We start from the raw sequence: 20691 nt of genomic DNA, 5'->3' as shown, positions 1-20691 counted from the left end.
CTCACCGGCTGTTTAACACTTCCGCGATATGCATCACGCGGATAGGTTTTCCTCTTCGTTCTATACGTCCGCCGATATTCATCAGGCAGCCGCCATCGGCTCCAATTAAAAAGTCAGCTCCTGTTCGTTCGGTCGAATCGACTTTTTCATCTACCATCTGCTCCGAAATATTGCCCATTTTCACTGAAAATGTTCCGCCGAAACCACAGCAGTTATGTGCGTTTGGCAGCGGTTCAAAGCGAAGCCCTTCCACATTTTTCAGCAAGGTCATCGGCGCATCTTTTACACCAAGAAGCCGTGTCATATGGCAGGACGGGTGATAAGTTGCCACACCATTTAGCTTTGCGCCGACATTTTCGACTTTCAGCACATTGACGATAAATTCAGTCAGTTCGTAGGTTTTTGCGGCTAATCGTTCCGCACGCGGACGCCAGACGGGATCATCATGAAAAATATGCTGGTATTCTTTAAACATCGTGGCACATGATCCGGATGGAGTGACGACAACCTCCGCGTTCTCAAATGTCGTAATCATTTTTTTCATGGCATCTTTTGATTCTTCTACATATCCCGAGTTGTAAGCCGGCTGTCCGCAGCATACCTGCCCCATCGGAAATTCAATGTCGCAGCCAAGGCGTTCCAGCACTTCTACCGTTGCTTTGCCTACATCGGCCTGGAACATGTCGACGATGCATGTAATAAAAAGTGTAACCTTCACGTTGCTTCACCTCGAAAGTAAGGTCATCTGATGACCTGTATTTTGTTTTTTTCTATCATATATGAAAACTCACAACTTTACAAACTGAAATAAAAACAAACAAAGAAAATAAGAGGATAATAAGATTAAAAATAAAAATAAAAAAAACTATTCAAATAAAAACAAATGTGTGTTATGATCAAACAAACAAAAACAAAGATTAGAAAAGAGGAAAACAACATGGTCAAAAACTTGTGGGAATCTAATGAAGCAGCATCGAAGTCAGGTGTAGAAGAACTGGTTTACCGTTCCAATCTAATCGGTTCCGACCGCGCTGTATGCAACTGGGGCGGCGGCAATACATCTATGAAAACAATCGAAAAGGACTTCCGGGGCCGCGATATTGAAGTGATGTGGGTAAAAGGAAGCGGTTCCGATTTAGCCACAATGAAAGCAGGGAATTTTACCGGCTTAAACCTGGAAGATATCCGTCCACTTATTGAGCGCGATGAAATGCCGGATGCAGAAATGGTAGAGTACTTGACGCATTGCATGATCGACAGCAAGCATCCGCGTATGTCGATTGAAACGCTTTTACATGCGTTCCTGCCATTTAAACACGTGGATCACACTCATCCAGATGCGATTATCAGCCTTTGCTGCGCGGACAATGGGAAAGAGATTGCCAAAGAAATTTACGGCGACCGTTTTGTATGGGTTCCTTATGTGCGCCCGGGCTTTACCTTATCTAAAATGATCGCAGATGGTGTTAGAAACAACCCAAATGCTGAGCTTGTCCTTATGGAAAAACACGGACTCGTTACATGGGGAGAAACATCCGAAGAAGCATACAGCCAAACCATCAATATCATTAACGAAGCAGAAAGCTATATCCAAAACAAACAAAAACAAACAGAAGCATTTGGCGGCCAGGTGTATGAGTCACTAACGGAAGAGGAGCGCCAAAACGTATTGGCAGCTGTGATGCCAGTGATCCGCGGTGCAGTCAGCGATGAAAAGAAAATGATTCTTACTTATGATGATGCAGAAGATGTGCTTGAGTTTGTCAATAGCAGAAATGCCGGCACGCTTTCACAAGTGGGTGCGGCCTGCCCGGATCATCTTGTTCATACTAAAATGAAGCCGCTTTATATTGATTGGGATCCACAGAACGGCACGACAGAAGAGCTGATCGAGAAAGTAAAAGCAGGTGTAGAACAGTTTAAAGCCGAATACAAAGAGTATTTTGAACGCAACAAAAATGAAGGCGATATCATGTTTGAGGCAGCTCCCCGTGTGACGCTTATTCCGGGTGTCGGGATGGTAAACTCCGGAAAAAACATCACAATGGCGAATGTGAGCGGCGGTCTTTACCATCGTGCGATTGCGGTTATGAAAGGCTCAACAGCTCTTGGTGAATTTGTATCCTTAAGTGAAAACGAGTCCTATAACGTAGAATACTGGCCGCTGGAGCTGTACAAGTTGTCTCTGGCGCCGGCTGAAGCAGAATTTTCCCGCAAAGTCGCGTTTATTACAGGCGGCGCAGGCGGAATCGGAAGCGCAACAGCACGGCTTCTTGTTTCCGATGGAGCCCATGTGGTACTTGCTGACTTAAATCTGGAAGGCGCAGAAAAAGTCGCAGCGGAAATTAATGAACAATACAACGAACAGCGTGCGGTTGCCGTTCAAATGGATGTGACGAGCGAAGAGCAAGTACAGGCGGCTTTCGTGCAAGCAGCCCTTGCATTCGGTGGTGTTGATTCCATCGTGAATAATGCTGGTCTTGCCACATCGAGCCCGTTTGACGAAACAACTTTAAAAGAATGGAATTTAAATATGAATGTACTTGGCACAGGCTATTTCCTTGTGGCGCGTGAAGCGTTCAAGCAAATGAAACAGCAGGGTATCGGCGGCAACATGGTATTTGTCGGTTCGAAAAACTCTGTGTATGCGGGGAAAAATGCTTCGGCTTACAGTGCCGTAAAAGCGCTTGAAACACACCTGGCCCGCTGTATTGCAGCAGAAGGCGGCGAGTTTGGCATTCGTGTAAACTCGGTGCTGCCGGATGCCGTGCTGCAGGGGTCGGCTATTTGGGGCTCCAACTGGCGCAATGAGCGTGCGGCAGCATACGGCATTGAACCAGATCAACTGGAAGAGCATTACCGGAAGCGCACGACGCTGCTTGTAAACATTTATCCGTCTGACATTGCGGAATCTATTGCGTTTTTCGCTTCATCGAAAGCTGACAAAACAACGGGCTGCATGATTACAGTCGATGGCGGAGTACCCGCAGCATTTACACGATAATAAAAAGAACACAGGAGCATTTTTGGATGAAACCAGAAATGTCTCCTGCTTCTTAAAAAGCAGGAGTGATGAGAATGGCGCATGTGGCCATTGACATTGGAGCGTCTAGTGGACGTTTAATTATTGGCGAAATCCGAAATGGCAAGCTGGACATGAAGGAAGTGCATCGTTTTGCCAACGGGTTTTCTAAGAAAAATGGTACATATTATTGGGATATCAACCACCTATTAACGGAAATTGTGAAAGGGCTTGCGGAGACAAAAAAGCTTGGCTTTACTTCTGTAACGGCAGGGATTGATACATGGGCAGTGGATTATGTATTAATTGATGAGCAGGGTGAGCGTCTGCAGGAAGTAGTTTCTTACCGGGACAGCAGAACGGAACATACCATTGAGAAAATATCTAAATTGATTTCAAAAGAAACTATTTACGAAAAAACTGGTATTCAATTTTTATCTTTTAATACGCTGTACCAGCTGTACGAAGAGAAAAAAGAGCTATTGGAACAAACAAAACATATTTTGCTCGTTCCGGATTATTTGGGTTATTGCTTGACTGGACGTGCTGTAACAGAAGCAACAAATGCGTCAACAATGCAGCTTCTGAATATACAAGAGCAGGATTTTGATAAAGATCTACTTCATCTTCTTTCATTAAAACGTGAGCAGTTCCCACCATTAGTGCAGCCAGGAGAAAAATTAGGACCATTATTAAAAGACAGATTTCCGGAATACGATTTGCCGGATTGTGAATTTTTTGTTGTAGGATCTCATGATACCGCTTCCGCTATTGCCGGAACCCCAGGTTTTGGAGAAGGGTGGGGATATTTAAGCAGCGGTACCTGGTCGCTTCTTGGCATTGAATCTGCCAAACCGATTACAACAAAACTAGCATATGAAGATAATTACACGAATGAGTGGGGTGTATTCAACACATACCGATTTTTGAAAAATATTATGGGCATGTGGGTCATACAGGAGGTACGCCGTCATTTACCTCAGGACTATAATTTCAGTAAATTTGTAGAAGAAGCGAAAAAGGTTAAGCCTTATCAGCAGTTTATTAATTTTAATGAGGATCGCTTTCTAAATCCAGCCAATATGGTGGAAGAAATTCAGAATTATTGTCGTGAAACAAAGCAGCCTATCCCAACAACAGCAGGGGAATTGGCTGCCTGTGTATTCAGCAATCTGGCTATCATATACGCTATTGCGATCAAAGACTTGGAAGAGATTACAAATAAAAAGATAGACCGGCTTCACATTGTAGGTGGTGGATCCAATAACTATTTGTTGAACCAAATGACAGCAGATATGAGTGATATACCGATATACGCGGGACCTTCAGAGGCAACGGCGGTAGGAAATCTTATTATGCAAATCATTGCTGCGGGAGAAGTATCAAATCTTGCAGAAGGAAGAAAACTGATCGAACAATCTTTTCCGATGCAAACGTTTCATTCAAACTCCCTAAACCGTGAAAAATTGATTCAGTCTTTTCAATCTATTTCAAATAGATTGAAGCTGACTTTAAAAGAGAGTGAATGACCGAATAGAAGTCGCAGTGTAGCGGGTTATAGAGTAGCTGAAAACATTTTGGATAAACGCTAAAAACAAGATATGCGATCTGTTTAAATAGAACCGTATAATCGAGAAAGGGATACAAAATGGAAACATCAAAGAAAGGCAGCCTAAAGTCTACCATTACTGTAGCGATGTCTAACTATTTAGAAGCAGGGTCTATTGTTGCGGGAGCTGGAGGCCTCACGCTTTGGATGGAATACTTAAACTTGGATGATTTTAAGCTTGGCCTGTTAGGAGCGTTGAGTGCCAACGGCTTTGGCTCTGCAATAGGGGCGTTGCTCGGTGGGATATTGGTTGATAAGTATGGACGAAAGCTTATCTATAAATATGACTTGATTGTTTATATGATTGGAGTATTATTAATTGCATTCTCACTTAACTTTCCAATGCTTTTGCTTGGATATGTAATTACTGGAGTGGCAGTAGGTGCTGCAATTCCAGCAGCATGGACATACATCGCAGAAGAAGCACCTGAAAAGGAACGTGCAGCCCGTGTTGGATGGGGACAACTGGCCTGGTCGATTGGTCCCGCCATTTCACTACTCCTTTCAGTGGCATTGGCCCCGATGGGACTTATAGGAAGCAGACTTATCTTTATACAGCTGTTTATCATTGCGCTTATTACATGGATCATGCAGCAGCAAATTAACGAGTCAACAATATGGGAAGAAGAAAAGCAGCGGGAACGTCAGAGACAAAAAGCTGGAGTGAAGGAAGAAAGCTCTATAAAAGAGCTATTCACAATTCCAGCTAATCGTAAAGCAATAGTGTTGTTGCTTGGTATTTATGTATTTTGGAATTTAGTAGCTGGTGTTATGGGCTATTTTATGCCATACATTTATGAAACGGTTGGCGGTCTAACATCTGCCCAAGCTAATTTATTGCAAGCATTTTTATGGATTCTAACGGTTTTATCTACTTATTTTGTCTTTATTAAATTTGGAGACAAAATGAGCAGGAAATTACTTTATGGAATTGGTGCTGTAATGGGGATTATAGCGTGGGCTGTACTCACGTTTGGATCCATGGGAATGTTTGAATTATTTGCTTTTGTTACTCTTTGGGGAATTGCAGCTGGTTTTGGCGCTCAAGCTTTTTATGGGCTTTGGGCTGGAGAATTGTTTCACACAAAATATCGTGCGAAAGCACAAGGGTTTTTGTTTAGTATTGCTAGGGTAGCTGTTGGAGTGATTTCGCTGGCGGTACCGACAATGATTACGGTACTTGGATTTAAAACGGCCGGCCTGGTTATGATAGGCTTCCTAATTGTTGCAGCAGTTATCGGTATTATGATGGCACCGGAAACAAGGGGCAAAACGCTCGAACAAATTCAACAGGAACGTTATGGGGTATCAAAATTAGTGAGGAGTGAAGAAAATGTCGGTAAAAGAAAGTTATGAACAAGCAAAACAAACGTATTCAAAATGGGGAATTGATGTCGATGCAGCGCTTGAAACATTGAAGAGCGTGCCGATTTCGATTCATTGCTGGCAGGGTGATGACGTTGGCGGATTTGAAGTAAACAGAAGTGAACTGTCCGGTGGTATTGATGTAACAGGAAACTACCCGGGTAAAGCAACAACACCTGAAGAGCTTCGAGCTGACTTGGAAAAAGCACTGTCGCTTATCCCTGGGAAGCATCGAGTTAATCTGCATGCACTGTATGCAGAAACAAACGGAGAGGTAGTAGATCGAGACCAGTTAAAACCCGAACATTTTGACAATTGGGTAAAATGGGCGAAAGAACAGGGGCTCGGTCTTGACTTTAACCCAACGCTCTTTTCACATGAAAAAGCAGCGGACGGATTAACATTGTCCCACCCAGACGCGGAAATCCGGAAGTTCTGGATTGATCACTGTATCGCCTCTCGTAAAATCGGTGAATATTTTGGCCGTGAGCTCGGTACTCCTTGTTTAACAAACGTTTGGATTCCGGATGGCTATAAAGATATTCCGAGTGACCGTCTGACGCCGCGTAAAAGATTAAAAGAATCTTTGGACGAGATTTTCACAGAAGATATTGATGAACAATACCATCTTGATGCGGTGGAAAGCAAGGTATTTGGTATCGGTTCCGAATCATATGTGGTTGGTTCACATGAGTTTTACCTTGGTTATGCGTTGAAAAATAATAAATTATGCCTGCTTGATACAGGGCATTACCATCCAACAGAAACCGTCTCGAATAAAATTTCATCAATGCTGCTTTATTCTGATAAATTGGCGTTACATGTATCGCGTCCGGTTCGCTGGGACAGTGATCACGTCGTTATTTTGGATGACGAGCTTCGCGAAATTGCGCTTGAGATTGTACGTAATGATGCGCTTAGCAAAGTGATTATTGGCCTTGATTTCTTTGATGCGAGTATTAATCGTGTAGCAGCATGGACAATTGGTACACGCAACATGATTAAAGCGCTGTTGTATGCTCTTCTGGTGCCAAATGATTATTTGAAACAGCTACAGGAGGAAGGTAATTTTACGGATCGTCTGGCGCTTATGGAAGAGTTTAAAACATATCCATTTGGGGCGGTTTGGGATTACTACTGCGAGCAAATGAATGTGCCAGTAAAAGAAGCATGGCTGGATGAAGTAAAACAATATGAAGAGGCGGTTTTATCAAAACGTTGATTCATACGGACAGAGGATTAAAAAATTCTCTGTCTTTTTATTATGATTTTTTTATGAATTGTATTGAAATAGAGAAGCTTTTGATATTTTTATCACACGAACCAAATCTAGTGAAACAACAGTTATACAATTTGAGGATTAAATAAAATAAAAAATAATTTAAGGCTAAACAAAAATAAATGGAGGTTTAAAGATGATTCGTAAAGCGACTGTCATGATAGTATATAAAGATCAATATGAAGAATATAAAAAGCGGCATAATGAGCTTTGGCCAGAAATGGCAGCCGAGCTGAAGGCACACGGTGCACATAATTATTCGATTTTCTTAGAGGAAGCTACAGGCAAGCTATTTGCATATCTAGAGATTGAAAGCGAAGAAAAATGGGTTAAGATGGCGGAGACGGACATTTGCCGAAAATGGTGGGCATACATGGAGCCACTTATGGAAACAAATCCTGATAAGAGTCCAGTGGCAGTGGAATTGAAAGACGTATTTTATCTAACATGATACATGATACAATGAATAAAACTAGACAAAGATCAGGAGCGAGCAAAGGTATGTTAGTAGCAGAAAGACAGCAAAAAATTGTGGAGCTCGTTAATGAACGATCAAGTATACGAGTGACAGAATTAAGTGATATTTTTTCCGTAACGGAAGAAACAATCCGGCGTGATCTCGAAAAGCTCGAGAAAGAAAGTAAACTTCTGCGCAGTCACGGCGGTGCTGTAAGTGTGCAGGAGGATGAAGCAGAAATTCATGTGTCTGAACGGGAAATTACAAACGTAAAAGAAAAAAAAGCGATCGCATACGAAGCTGCAAAGCGAATTGTAGAAGGTGATCGGATTATGTTAGATGCGAGTACAACTGCTTGGGAAATGGCCAAAATTTTGCCAAACATGCCGCTCACGGTTATTACCAATTCAATAAAAGTTGTCATGGAGTTAAGTAAAAAAGAAAAAATAGAAGTTATTTCAACCGGAGGAATGTTGTTGCCGAAGTCTTTATCTTACGTTGGTCCATTAGCAGAGAGATCTCTAGAGATGTACCATGTAAACAAAGTGTTTTTATCGTGCAAAGGCATTCACCTAGAAGAGGGGCTTAGTGATTCTAACGAAGGACAAGCGCTGTTAAAAAAGAAAATGATTGAGCGATCAGATGAAATTATTCTGATGGCAGATTCCTCAAAGTTTGGCAAACGGGCTTTTTCGTTAATTGTGCCTCCTGGTAAAGTGAACGAAGTTATTACAGATAAGGAAATTGATGAAGTATCACAGCAAGTGCTCAAAGAAAGAAATGTAAAATTGACCATTGTACAATAGAGAGAGCTACATACAATGTTCATTAGTAAGGGGGAAAGAACATCCCCCTTTTTATATTACTGTTTAATCAAGTTAAATCAGTATAATAGCAGGATGTTCATTTTAAGAACTTGCGTGGCTAATAATTAAAAAAGAGAGTGTTCGGTGTGTTTTTGTGCTTAGAAAGAAAAAAGAATGGCATTATATGATCATGAATAATTATGTGCAAAATTCAAATTACACTTATATAAAAAACATATCAATATAGTTAGCAGCCGATGAAGATACTGAGCATGGTCTTTCTATAGACGTGAATAATCCACTGATGCTTTGAATTATAGCGGGTTTAGTTATTACTCAAGCAGATGCATTAGCTCGGATACAGAGATTGAGGGTCCCATTGATCTTATCAGTACTTCTACAGGAGAAATGAAAAAGATATGTCTATTTTTATAACGATAAAGACAATAAAGGAAACGACTGTTTAAATCCTTATAAGAAAAAGAGTTTTTATTGGTACCTCCATATGATTAAAACGGGTAGAATGAACTTTTTACAGTATATCTACTAGCACCAGCGTTTCAAGGCTTTAGTAAAATCCACCTTCAGATAGGCGCATACTCACTTGATTACTTACAATGGAGGATTAAAGTGAAAAGTAAAAGTTACTGGAATGAATCTTGATACTAGTAGAAAATACAGGTGAAAATATCAAAATAATTGATGAAGAACTATCGGTGACCCTGTAAAGTATAAAATGAGCGAAGGGATCACATAGATAAAAAATGATATGGGATCATTACAGGTATTCCAGGATAAGACGTAATTATTGTCAATTGAACCAATGACTAGTTTATTATCAATTTTAACGTTCTTTTTTAAACGGAGGTACTCTGGTGAATAAAGAATTACTCAATTTATTAAGGACTTTGACAGATGAAGAGCAGGAAATTTTGAAAGGAAACACAGGCATTATTAAGAATTTATATATTAATTCTTCTACCAAGGAAATCGACTACAAAAGATTATTAGAAAATGGAAAATTAATACAAGTAAGGCCTCATACGAGGTTTGTGCACTTTCCAGCTCACACTCATAACTATGTTGAAGTTGTTTATATGTGTGAGGGCTCTACCCAACATATTATAAATGGAAATAAAGTTGTTCTTAATCAGGGGGAGCTATTGTTCTTAAACCAAAATGCAACACAAGAAATTATGGCGGCGCTTGAAAATGATATTGCTGTTAATTTTATTGTACTGCCTGAATTTTTTGATCAGCCTTTAAAAATGATAGGAGATGAAAATAACTTAATACGAGACTTTATTGTTAGTTGCCTTAAAACAAACAATAAGCAAATTGGATATTTACATTTTAAAGTCACAGGTATATTACCTATTCAAAATCTTGTTGAAAATCTTATTTGGACAATTATGAATGATAAACAAGAAATGCGAAGTATTAATCAAATTACCATGGGTTTATTATTTTTACAGTTGATGAACCATACTGACAAAGTTACGTCTGGCGGGAATTATGAACATGACATGTTATTAACCGTATTAAGATATATTGAAGAAAATTACCGTGAGGGAGAATTGTCTGTTTTAGCAGAAATTATGCAGTGTGACTTGCTTTGGCTGAGCCGGATGATAAAAAGATTAACAGGGAATACCTATACAGAACATGTTCAAAAGAAGCGGTTAAGCCATGCTAGTTTTCTTCTGAACAGCACTAACTTGTCGATTGTAGACATAGGTTATGCTGTCGGCTATGAAAATACGAGCTATTTCTATCGAATCTTTAAAGAAAAATATGGACAGACTCCTAGAGAATATAAGCTCAGTCAACGAGACAAAAACAGATCGAAAAAGTAATTAGAAATGAAAATAAGGATACATTTTTGTGAAACAGGGGTGCTTATCTTTTCATTATCCCACGTTGTAAAATGTGTAGGTATTGAAAGGAGAAAACGAGTGTGACCACATTTAACTGTAAACTATTCATAAAAAGAATGATTATTTTTATACTGGGGCTTAACATAATTAACTTCGGCGTAGCAATTTTCATTAACCTTGGTATCGGGGCAGATCCATTTACTATTTTTTCACAGGGAGTAGCCAACCTTTTTAATCTAAATATCGGGGATGCGAACAGGTTTTTAACGCTTATTATATGTATAATTGTTTTCCTAATTGATAAAAAAAATATAAATATCGGAACAATACTATCAATTGGTCTGACAGGTACATTCCTAAATCTTCATGTTAAAATTGTTGATGTTATATTTCCAAATGATTTAAGCTTATGGGGTAGCATGCTGCTTTTTGTCTTGGCCTGTTTGCCGGTATCAATTGGGTTTCCTGTTTTAAAATCAGCGAATTTAGGTATTGCTCCAAACGATATTGTTTATTTGGCAGTAGCCGACAGATTGAGTAAATCATACGGCATAGTGAGAATAGTTATTGACGCTATATTTGTCATAGTGGGTATAATGCTTGGAGGGGTTGCTGGAATAGGAACGATTATCTGCGTTATTATATTAGGCCCTTTAACACAACACTTCCTGAAAAAAATAGACTGTGCTGTAAAAAGATTTCTTTATATATCTAAGCGTCTTAAGACGGAAAACAACCCTATTTAAATAAGATTGGCTATGAATACCTGTGCACTAGCGATTTCATTTGCAGGCGGGTCCCGCAACTACTTCTGTAAGAGGCCAAGTAATTTTTTATATTTATTTTGGTATTTATGTTCAGTTTTGTTGGGTGCTGATGGTGGGAAATACCATTGCAAATGACTAGGTGATATCATTGTTAGCTTAAAGGAGAATTGAGTAGAGAAAAACAGTTATTATAAAAGCACAATTCTGCATTAAACAAAGTTTAAAATAGATTTGTGATATATATTAATATGTGTGCAAGAAGATACACATTACAAGAGGCATCTTTTCGAAAATCTGAGGGCTGTTTTTTTAATATCTGGAACATCTCAAAAATGATTGTTTTTGAGATGTTTTTGTGAACAGCTTATTTTTGCCACCATTCTATGATTTTGTGTCAAAAAATATTGCACAAAATCAATGTATTATTAACCAATGTTTTTCATGCATTATTTGTCTCGTTGATACACCCCTTTAAGGATTTTTGCAGCAATATGCTGCATACTCCTGCCCGTCTGTTTAGCCCTCTTTCTTCGCAGTTAGTCTTTAATATCCTCTAACAAAAGCCGACAGCAATTTCTCCAGCGATTCAATACTAAGTGCCCCATATTCCAACACGTCCTTGTTTAGCGGAGCGTTTAATAAAATCGGTTTACTAATAGGAAACACAATTTAACCGTGTATCTTTTAAATGAATGATCCATTGTCCTTTAATCGTTCTATATAGAGATTGGCCGCTTGACCCTGCTGATAAAGCAAATCTATCGTTTGATAAGTAAGTGAAAAGGTGGCCGGCAGATTTAATACTACATATCCAGGCTTCGTGCTGCACTTGCCCATTTCAATGGAATAGTCAGGGATTAATGTATGTGTTGAGGTGCCTTTTATGTAGCTGAAAGTGTGATCGGTTCCGGCCATAATAAAGTACTAATACGCTATAGTACTTTAATTTAACTAGACCCTAATATAAATTTGAGACCTAACATGTAGACTCTGTCTACATTTTAAATACAGCAGTATGTGGACATACGCTTAAAAAATTTAAAAAAGTAATAATTACCCCCTTGTATATTATATTTAAATGTATTATAATCAACTCAATAAAATAACAGGACATGTTACTGGTAATGCAGGCAGGATCCATAAAAACGATTTAATATCAATACGATATTATATTGTTTTTAGGGATCCTGCTTTTTTTGTTAGCTTATGTTCTCGGCCAGAGTGTAAGCGCATTAAACTCGTAAAGGAGCATTGAGAATGAATTATAAAAAAACAGCAGTTGACATTTTAGAATATGTCGGTGGAGAAAATAATGTCAATCACTTGGGACACTGTGCAACAAGACTTCGTTTCACATTGAATGATGAAGACAAGGTTAATAAAGAAGCGCTTAAAAAAATTCCCGGAGTTCTTGAAGTGGTTATGGCAGCACAGTGTCAAATCATTATTGGAAGCAATGTTAATGAAGTATATGATGAAATGATGAAACTTGGCAGTTTTGGCAAGCAAGCACAAAATAATCCTGCGTCAGGCAAGAAAAAAATCGGAGCTGTAGTCTTAGACTTTATAGTAGGTGTATTCCAACCGCTTGTTCCAGCAATGGCAGGTGCCGGCGTTTTAAAAGCAACTTTAATATTATTGTCAATGCTTAATCTTATAGATGAGAAAGGACAGACATTTCTTATCTTAACTTCCATTAGTAGTGCCGTGTTTTACTTTTTCCCAATATTGGTGGCCATCACAGCAGCAACAAAATTGAAGGCTAATCATTTAGTTGCAGCAGCAGCTATGAGTATACTTCTACTTCCTGATATGACAAAAATTTTGGCTGAGGGAGCTAGTCTATTCTCTATTCCTATAACAAATGTTAACTATGCATCGCAGGTATTTCCATCGATATTAGGTGTCATTTTCTATGCCTATATGGAAAGATTTTTCACTAAGATTGCCCCAAAGCCAATTCGTGTTTTCTTTGTGCCAATGATGGCTCTCCTTTTAACCGTTCCAATGACGCTGTTATTTCTAGGGCCACTAGGATTTCAACTTGGAACAGTGTTTACATCTGCTATCTTGTTTATATTCAACAAAGTTGGGTGGATTGCAGTAGGTCTTCTTGCGGCAGGTCTTCCATTCATTGTTGCCACAGGTATGCATAAGGCCGCCATGCCATATATCATATCTTCATTTACTGGACTTGGAAAAGAAATGCTGTTCTCACCTGCATTGTTAGTTCACAATTTGTCGCAAAGCGGTGCATCTTTTGCAGTTGCTCTGCGTACTAAAGATAAAGAACTGAAATCTGTATCCGTATCTTCTGGTATTTCAGCACTATTTGGTATTACAGAACCAGCACTTTATGGAATAACATTGCAGCGAAAGCGTGTACTGGTTAGTGTTGTATTCTCGTGTTTAATAGGCGGTATCTTTACTGGTGTATTTGCTCTTACCTCATTTGCTATGGTGAATCCTAGTGTTGCAAGTATAACACAATTTATAGATCCGAATAACAGTAAGAATTTCATTTTTGCTCTTGCAGGCGTTGCTATTTCTTTTATCACATCTTTTGTGATTACTTTCATTTCGTGGAAAGAATCCAAGGAACAAGCTGAAACTTCAGTATATGGTAAGGCTGAGAATACAGAAGAAACAATTAACAAAGGTCTATATACAGGTAATGCAGTTGGTATTAAAAACCCAGTTAAAGGTAAAGTGATCCCTCTGTCTGAAGTTAATGATGCTGTATTTTCAACCAAAGTGATGGGAGATGGGATTGCTGTCATTCCTTCTAAGGGGGAACTATACGCACCGGCTGATGGGAAAATTAAAATGGTTTTTAATACCAATCATGCATTAGGGATGGAAACAGCAAATGGAGCTGAATTATTATTCCACATTGGCATCGATACAGTCCAGCTAGGCGGAAAACATTTTGAGTCTCTAGTGAAAGTAGGAGATGAGGTAAAAGCTGGCGATTTACTAGTGAAGTTTGATCTTGACAAGATCGTTGAAGAAGGATTTGATCCAGTGACAATTGCTGTAGTAACAAATCAGGAGCAATACTCAGTAAAAGTCGAGGATGTAAAGCATGCTGATCACAATGGATCGTTGATGCTGGTAACCTCGCTAGGAAATTAAATTGGAGGAGATTGAGTATGGAGAGAGGATTTCCTGAGAACTTTCTATGGGGTGGTGCAACCGCTGCTAATCAAGCTGAAGGGGCTTATTTAAGCGATGGAAAAGGATTAAGTACAGCAGATGTCATGACAGTAGGTGTCCATGGTGTACCTAGAGAAATTACAGATGGTATAGTGGAAGGAAACTATTATCCGAGCCACAAAGCTGTTGACCATTATCATCGTTTTAAGGAAGATATCGCACTGTTTGCAGAAATGGGATTTAAATGTTATCGCATGTCCATTGCCTGGTCAAGGATCTTTCCAAATGGAGATGAGGAAGTACCTAACGAGGCGGGATTAAAGTATTATGGTGAAGTCTTTGATACGTGCTGTCAATATGGGATTGAACCCTTGGTAACCCTCTCTCATTTTGAAACACCGCTTGGATTACTCAAATATGGCTCGTGGGAGAACCGCAAAGTGGTCGATTTTTATTTGCGGTATTGCAGCACCGTTTTTAATCGATACAAAGGCAAAGTGAAACATTGGCTTACGTTTAATGAGATTAATGTTATGTCTACAAAGCCCTGGATGGCTGGTGGAGTTGATTCAAATGATGAACAGAAAAAAATGGCGGCGGCTTATCACCAATTTCTAGCCAGCGCCAAAGCTGTCCAACTGGCTCACAGTGTTGATCCCGATAATAGAGTGGGGATGATGTATGCCGGGCACATTGCTTACCCGAACAGCAGTGACCCGGAAGATGTGCAGGCAACTGCTGATTTTATGCATAAAATGCTATTTTATTGCGACGTTCAATGCCGGGGTTATTATCCAGCTTATAAATTAAAAGAATTCGAACGCAGAGGAATTATGCTGCCTGTTCAGGACGGCGACGAGGAGGCATTACTGAAAGGAAAAGTTGATTTCCTATCGTTCAGTTATTATGCGACTCATGTAGTTGGAAAGGAAACAAACTTGGATTTTGAAGGTCTTAATGGTGTAAAAACGGGCTATAAAAATCCATGTCTGCCAACTACTGAATGGGGATGGACCATCGACCCCATGGGTCTTCGTTATCTCTTAAATCTCTTATATGACCGCTATCAGATTCCTTTAATGATTGTTGAAAATGGCCTGGGGGCTGTTGATAAAGTAGAAGAAGACGGACGTGTTCATGATCCATATAGGATCGAATATCTACGGGCACATCTCAAAGAAATAAAGAAAGCGATTGAGATTGACGGAGTTCCGGTAATGGGATACACCATGTGGGGGCCAATCGATATTATTGCCGCAAGCACTGGTGAAATGAAAAAAAGATATGGTTTTATTTATGTAGATGTGGATGATAATGGTAGTGGAACATTTGAACGTAGAAGAAAAGATTCCTTCTACTGGTATAAGAAAGTAATTGAGTCGAACGGGGAAGATTTAGAGTAATGATTAATGTTTTCTAAACCCATATGAAAATAAGTTTGATAAGAGATAGTATATGACATTAAAAATTATGGTCTTCAGGAGTGAGTAATGAGAACACTATAAAGTATAGGGGTAAGAAAAAGTATATGCCTTTAGATATATTAACTGCTTTTCCATCTCTTTAAGGTTACAATAACAGGCTGTATAGATACTGGGGAAGACCCATACAAATAGATATGTAGCTACTAATAAGAGGTTATTAAAACTTATATTAGTGGCTGCATTTTTTCCTTTATAAATAAAAAACAATAATTGAAATGCTTACAAAATGTATTTAATTATCTGTATACATCTTAAAAAGGTTCGAAACAACGTGCCTTGCATTGATTCAGACTGCAGTATCTATTGCATGTGTTGGTTTTCTAACCGTTTTCTAACAACTGTTTTTTTGTTTATTTTCACTTCTAATATTTTTATTTTTCTATACTTTTCTTGCTTATTATTTAATTACGGTATAGGGAAAATGGTTTATAATCTGTTTTAAATATTACTTTCACATATGATAAAGAAACATCCCTTCTCTCTACTACGTTATAATTACCGAACAGATTATTAGGTAACAATATTTTTATAAAAAAGCTAGGTTAAAGTAATTATATATTACGAAGGAAAAAAGTATTGAAAAAAGATACACATTAATACCACGCGACGACGTTCTTTATATAGGAAAGCAGGCCTTTAAATTTTAAACAAATGTCATAATTAGATGTCTATAAAAATTACTTTTTAACATCTTATATGTCTAAAAGATGTAGGATTGTTTAGTTAGAAATAATGGTGAGGCTCGGATTAATAATCCAGCTTTCTAGTGAAAAGGTGATTATAATGATCAAAGTCAAAAAAGTACTGAATTCAAGTGTAGTGTTGGCAGAAGATGAACAAAAAAAAGAGTTTATTCTGTTTGGAAAAGGGATTGGTTACGGACAAAAAGCCGGCAATATCATTGAAGAACGCCAGGCTGATCAAATGTTTATACCGATTGAAAATGTTAAAGTGAAAGAGTTTCTTGGCTTATTGGATGCCATTCCTCCTGTATTTATAGAAATCACACAGAAAATTGTCGGCTACGCTGAAGAGAAACTAAGTACGAAGCTGAATACAGGGATCTATTTCACATTAATGGATCATTTGAATTTTGCCGTTGAGAGATATAAAAAGAATATAAACATTACGAATAGGGTTTATTGGGAAATTAAAAATTATTATAGGGAAGAATTTGAAATTGGAAAACTTGCTGTGAAACTCATGAATGAGAGATTCGAGATCGAGCTGCCAAAGGAAGAAGCAGCCAACATCGCTTTCCATTTAATTAACGCTCGTGGGGAACAAAAAGAGTCCAGAGACGGTATGAGATATGCCAAAATGATTGGAAGTATTGTTAACCTTGTTCGGTATACGTTGAGTATAAACATTGATGAAGATAATATTCATTATAGCCGGTTCATCACCCATGTTAAATTCTTTGTAGAACGTTTCTATGCAGATAAGATGTTGAATGATGAAAGCGATCTGCTATTTGAGCAGATGGCGAATTTATATCCACAGGCTATGGATGTTGCTTTTAAGGTTAGGGAATATATAAAACAAGTTAATGGGAAAACGATCCCAAATGATGAACTTGCCTATCTGGCAGTGCACATCCACAGATTAATTACTTATAACCAACTTGGATAGAGGCTAAAGGAGAACAGATGAAAAACCTAAATGCAGTAAACAGGAATATTGGAAGAGGGTTTGATTTAGTTGCGTGAATTAATTTTTCCACTGCCGTCACAATCGACTTTGTCGTTAGTCGTTCAGTATCATTAAACTCTTTGTCAATAACCTCAATTATATAAGCCAAAGCATCATTGGAAATATCCAGCGTAGCATTGAAGATTTTGGTCTGGTTTATAATTTTGTGCAGCAGTGCCTTCGCAACTTTCATGATCAAACCCTCCTTTCTATTTTGTAGTCCTTATGATACGTTGATCGTATCAAAATGGAAGTCAATTGTAAAAAGAAAAATGATGATGAATAGGAAGCGGCAATCGGTATAATAAAAAGATAGAAGAACAATAAAAGCCTTAGCGTCTAACCCCCACTAAATCGTAGATTTTGAAGGGGAATGCGGTGCTAATTTTTTGTTCAAAAATATAGACAACAGGGGAGAATTTGCAAAAAATTATTTTCATTGATATTGATGGAACGCTGGTGAATGATAATGGGGTGATTCCGGAATCAGCTAAATTTGCCGTTCGAAAAGCTAGACTGTGCAAGCATTACCAAAATAAAACTCTGTAGCACCTCGACGCTATATCAAGCTGTATACTCCTACCCCGGGTGCTACAATCTACTATACAACGGATAGGACAACACCAACTACTTCCAGTAAAGTATATATAATAAAATGGAAGCATCAGTAGAATTAGGAGAAATGCAAGAGGTCGGTCCCACTCCCGCTGGGTTTAGACGTATCATTCCGATAACTGGAGGTGCCTTTGAAGGCCCACAAATTAAGGGTATGGTTCTTCCGGGAGGCGCAGATTGGCAGATTGTACGTTCTGATGGAGTTCGTGAAATTGAAGCACGTTATACTCTTGAAACTAACGATGGGAACAAGATATACATAGTGAACAAAGGGATTATCCGTGGACAATCTGATGAACCTCAAACGTTTTATTTTAGAACCATTCCAAGGTTTGAAGTGGCTGGAGAAAAATACAGCTGGCTTACCCATTCTTTATTTTTAGCTACCGTAGAACCGAGGCAACCAGCGAGTGTGTATATAAAGTTTTATGAAATAAAATAAAACTGAAGAATAATCCCACACATTACATCCATTTTATTGACTATTTGGAATCAGCGATATGTGCTTTGTATATTCTTAATTTATCGGTTATTCTTGATTGTTTTCCGAAGTAAACTTTATCTTGTGCCCTATGTGAGAAAACAAGAAATCCCCTTCGCAACTTATAAGGACAATATCATGGTTACCATATTAGGTGTCAGCTAGCTGGAATACTTGCTTTGTACGCAGCGGACTTTAGGGATAGACTGTATTGTTTTCAATTGCCTATCTATATTAATGTCTGAAAGAAGCGATCCAGCTTCTAAATGCGTCCCGCAATCCCAGTTAACCATGAAAAGCTTTTCTAGACAGATACGCCAAACTGTTAAAGTTGTAAATTAACAACTATAAGAGTCGTAAAAAGATAAAATAAGTGAACTTTTAAAGAGTCGAGTTCCTCCACTCTTTTTTGTTTAATAAGGGTCATAAAGAAATCTGCAGGCTGTTTTTTTAATATCTGGATTGTCTCATTAACTAACGTTATTGATTCACTGTTTGTCTCGTTGATATACTTCTTCAAGAACCTTTGCAGCAATATCCTGCATACTCTTACCTTCCTGTTCTCCTTTTTTTCGAAGCCAGTCCTTAATATCGACTGACAATGAAACTGATAGCAATTCCTCCTCCGATTCAATGCTAAGCGCCTCATACTCCGAAACATACCGAACGCGTCCTTGTTTGGCTGACCGTTTAATGAAGTCGGCTATTTCAACCGAAACACCGTTTAACCGGGCATCTTTCATATGAATGATCCACCGATCCTTTAACCGTTCCATATAAATGTTGGCCACTGGCACCTGCTGATAAAGCAGATCCATCACTTGATAGGTCAGGGAATAGACGGCCGGCAGATTAAGTACCGCGTATCCAGGCTTCGTGCTGCGCTTGCCCATTTCAATGGAATAGTCAGGTGTTAGCCTATGTGTGTAGATCCCTTCCATATAGCTGAATGTATCATCAGTTCCCGGCACAATAAAGTACCAGTCGCCTAAACCTTTGCGCATAAGTCGTGCTTCCAGAATAGAAGGAGATGAAAAGCGCTGGTACACGGCTTCTTTCGCTTTTTTGTTGTAGTATTGCCGCTGTGAAAGCCGGTCTTCCCAGATTTTCTTTTCGTGCAGCTCACTGAATTCTTTTAGGTCACTTTCTGTAATAAGGGGAATAGTACGCCCTTTAACTTGTCCTTCAGAAGAGGGAAGAATTCCTTCTTTAATATAAGCCGCAATGAAATTCCGGTTTGTCTGCAGGTACTCTGCTGCCTGGTTTAAGGTTAATCCTTCTGGCGTTTTGGGCATGGTTTCAATCAGCCGTTCAATTTCGTTTTTAGAAAAAAGAAGCCCTTGGTGACCTCCCCATGGATCATCTACAGATTTTAGTTTTCCTTCTTGGACATACGCATGGACCGTAGAAACAGAACGGCCAATCATCTCTGCGACTTCCTTTGTTGAATAGTATTTCTCCTGGTTTATTTGCATGGCTATCACACATCCTTATTTGATAAAACAATGTATTGATTCGTTTTTTTCTTGGGTAAAAGTTAGTGCCACATAGGTTTCCTTTTCTTCATTCCAACATGTTCAAGGCATAAACATATGTACTTCCGTTCATACTGTTACTGCATCGCTAAAATACCTTAACTCCTGAGCATCAAAGCGGCTTTTACAGTCAGGTCCCCGCCTGGCTGTTTTTTTAAGCTTTGCAAAACTCCACACAGGTTTACGCTAACAACATGCACCTACATCACTGATCATTTCCAGTAAAACATCCTTGGTCATTAAATGTTGTTTCTCTTCAAATCGGTCCGCCAACACATCCTGTAAAAAAATTCACAAACAGTCTGCGGCTCTCCGAAAAGATCAATTTGACGACTGAGTGCTGCCTCATCCTTTTTCTCTTCCTTATAAGGGATCAACCAAGAAAGAGTCCACTCAATCATTCAATTTGCTTCCATTCTTTATTCCTTCTTATTTCATTATGTGTGTGTATATTGATATTTTTATTTTTTTACTCTAAAAATTAAGTATCTGTTTTTCGTATTGTATTTTAATAATTAATATAATTTTATCATTTCAATTTAATTA

General features: G+C 38.7%; 16 protein-coding genes and 1 pseudogene. 14 read left to right on the top strand and 3 right to left on the bottom strand.

All coding sequences use genetic code 11. From position 1 onward, the window contains the following. Position 1 precedes the first annotated feature (1 nt). Positions 2–718 (bottom strand): (Fe-S)-binding protein, encoded by a 717-nt coding sequence (locus VP97_RS22540; protein ID WP_050184422.1) that lies wholly within the window; start codon positions 716–718, stop codon positions 2–4. Between the two features lie 174 nt (positions 719–892). Between VP97_RS22540 and VP97_RS22535 the strand changes: the two genes are divergently transcribed. The 11 genes from VP97_RS22535 (at position 893) to VP97_RS22485 (ending at position 17454) form a co-directional block, all read left to right on the top strand. After that, entirely contained in the window at positions 893–3004 is a 2112-nt protein-coding gene (locus VP97_RS22535; protein WP_281175135.1) for a bifunctional aldolase/short-chain dehydrogenase, read from the top strand. A 74-nt stretch (positions 3005–3078) separates the two neighbouring features. Beyond that, on the top strand, positions 3079–4551 hold the full coding sequence (rhaB, locus tag VP97_RS22530) for a rhamnulokinase (protein ID WP_050184419.1): 1473 nt from the start codon (positions 3079–3081) through the stop codon (positions 4549–4551). A 119-nt stretch (positions 4552–4670) separates the two neighbouring features. Beyond that, on the top strand, positions 4671–5987 hold the full coding sequence (locus VP97_RS22525; RefSeq protein ID WP_050184418.1) for an MFS transporter: 1317 nt from the start codon (positions 4671–4673) through the stop codon (positions 5985–5987). Next, complete coding sequence (gene rhaA / locus VP97_RS22520) at positions 5965–7218, top strand: L-rhamnose isomerase (RefSeq protein WP_050184417.1); 1254 nt, start codon at positions 5965–5967, stop codon at positions 7216–7218. Before VP97_RS22525 ends, rhaA begins: the two co-directional genes overlap by 23 nt. 193 nt (positions 7219–7411) lie before the next feature. Continuing rightward, positions 7412–7726 carry an L-rhamnose mutarotase gene (gene rhaM / locus VP97_RS22515; RefSeq protein WP_050184416.1) on the top strand — a complete coding sequence of 105 codons (315 nt, stop codon included), beginning with the start codon at positions 7412–7414 and terminating at the stop codon, positions 7724–7726. 50 nt (positions 7727–7776) lie between these two features. Further along, positions 7777–8538 (top strand): DeoR/GlpR family DNA-binding transcription regulator, encoded by a 762-nt coding sequence (locus tag VP97_RS22510; protein WP_050184414.1) that lies wholly within the window; start codon positions 7777–7779, stop codon positions 8536–8538. Between the two features lie 875 nt (positions 8539–9413). Continuing rightward, entirely contained in the window at positions 9414–10394 is a 981-nt protein-coding gene (locus VP97_RS22505) for an AraC family transcriptional regulator (protein WP_050184413.1), read from the top strand. 101 nt (positions 10395–10495) lie between these two features. Continuing rightward, a complete protein-coding gene (locus tag VP97_RS22500) occupies positions 10496–11161 on the top strand; it encodes a YczE/YyaS/YitT family protein (RefSeq protein WP_050184410.1) in 666 nt (221 codons plus the stop codon). Between the two features lie 1278 nt (positions 11162–12439). After that, a complete protein-coding gene (locus VP97_RS22495; protein WP_050184408.1) occupies positions 12440–14317 on the top strand; it encodes a beta-glucoside-specific PTS transporter subunit IIABC in 1878 nt (625 codons plus the stop codon). Positions 14318–14334: 17 nt separating this feature from the next. Then, positions 14335–15741 carry a glycoside hydrolase family 1 protein gene (locus VP97_RS22490; RefSeq protein ID WP_050184406.1) on the top strand — a complete coding sequence of 469 codons (1407 nt, stop codon included), beginning with the start codon at positions 14335–14337 and terminating at the stop codon, positions 15739–15741. 864 nt (positions 15742–16605) lie between these two features. Beyond that, positions 16606–17454 carry a PRD domain-containing protein gene (locus tag VP97_RS22485; protein ID WP_050184405.1) on the top strand — a complete coding sequence of 283 codons (849 nt, stop codon included), beginning with the start codon at positions 16606–16608 and terminating at the stop codon, positions 17452–17454. On the opposite strand, the gene VP97_RS22480 is transcribed toward VP97_RS22485, so the two are convergent. Beyond that, on the bottom strand, positions 17432–17707 hold the full coding sequence (locus VP97_RS22480; protein WP_050184404.1) for a hypothetical protein: 276 nt from the start codon (positions 17705–17707) through the stop codon (positions 17432–17434). The genes VP97_RS22485 and VP97_RS22480 overlap by 23 nt on opposite strands. Before the next feature lie 227 nt (positions 17708–17934). On the opposite strand from VP97_RS22480, the pseudogene VP97_RS24135 reads away from it, so the two are divergent. From VP97_RS24135 to VP97_RS22475, 3 genes and pseudogenes are all read left to right on the top strand, one after another. Further along, positions 17935–18030, top strand: a pseudogene (locus tag VP97_RS24135) (HAD hydrolase family protein); the annotation flags it as partial. 47 nt (positions 18031–18077) lie between these two features. Next, positions 18078–18185, top strand: a complete 108-nt coding sequence (locus VP97_RS25000; protein ID WP_082220511.1) for a chitobiase/beta-hexosaminidase C-terminal domain-containing protein — start codon at positions 18078–18080, stop codon at positions 18183–18185. Further along, positions 18170–18571 (top strand): DUF3237 family protein, encoded by a 402-nt coding sequence (locus VP97_RS22475; protein ID WP_082220510.1) that lies wholly within the window; start codon positions 18170–18172, stop codon positions 18569–18571. The genes VP97_RS25000 and VP97_RS22475 overlap by 16 nt, the downstream gene beginning before the upstream one ends. Before the next feature lie 527 nt (positions 18572–19098). Here the strand turns inward: VP97_RS22475 and VP97_RS22470 are convergent. After that, positions 19099–20085: a helix-turn-helix domain-containing protein gene (locus VP97_RS22470; RefSeq protein ID WP_050184401.1), complete on the bottom strand. Its 987-nt coding sequence runs from the start codon at positions 20083–20085 to the stop codon at positions 19099–19101. Positions 20086–20691 lie beyond the last annotated feature (606 nt).

This window comes from Domibacillus robiginosus, from assembly GCF_000966195.1.
GTDB lineage: Bacteria > Bacillota > Bacilli > Bacillales > Domibacillaceae > Domibacillus > Domibacillus robiginosus.
The sequence above is the reverse complement of the archived record's forward strand: the minus strand, read 5'-3'. Positions and strand labels throughout refer to the sequence as shown.

Bases quoted from the DNA above. Each gene is read 5' to 3' on its own strand.
- VP97_RS22535 (WP_281175135.1), top strand. From the start codon at position 893: ATGATCAAACAAACAAAAACAAAGATTAGAAAAGAGGAAAACAACATG.
- rhaB (WP_050184419.1), top strand. From the start codon at position 3,079: ATGGCGCATGTGGCCATTGACATTGGAGCGTCTAGTGGACGTTTAATT.
- VP97_RS22525 (WP_050184418.1), top strand. From the start codon at position 4,671: ATGGAAACATCAAAGAAAGGCAGCCTAAAGTCTACCATTACTGTAGCG.
- rhaA (WP_050184417.1), top strand. From the start codon at position 5,965: ATGTCGGTAAAAGAAAGTTATGAACAAGCAAAACAAACGTATTCAAAA.
- rhaM (WP_050184416.1), top strand. From the start codon at position 7,412: ATGATTCGTAAAGCGACTGTCATGATAGTATATAAAGATCAATATGAA.
- VP97_RS22510 (WP_050184414.1), top strand. From the start codon at position 7,777: ATGTTAGTAGCAGAAAGACAGCAAAAAATTGTGGAGCTCGTTAATGAA.
- VP97_RS22495 (WP_050184408.1), top strand. From the start codon at position 12,440: ATGAATTATAAAAAAACAGCAGTTGACATTTTAGAATATGTCGGTGGA.
- VP97_RS22490 (WP_050184406.1), top strand. From the start codon at position 14,335: ATGGAGAGAGGATTTCCTGAGAACTTTCTATGGGGTGGTGCAACCGCT.
- VP97_RS22485 (WP_050184405.1), top strand. From the start codon at position 16,606: ATGATCAAAGTCAAAAAAGTACTGAATTCAAGTGTAGTGTTGGCAGAA.
- VP97_RS22480 (WP_050184404.1), bottom strand. From the start codon at position 17,707: ATGAAAGTTGCGAAGGCACTGCTGCACAAAATTATAAACCAGACCAAA.
- VP97_RS22475 (WP_082220510.1), top strand. From the start codon at position 18,170: ATGGAAGCATCAGTAGAATTAGGAGAAATGCAAGAGGTCGGTCCCACT.
- VP97_RS22470 (WP_050184401.1), bottom strand. From the start codon at position 20,085: ATGCAAATAAACCAGGAGAAATACTATTCAACAAAGGAAGTCGCAGAG.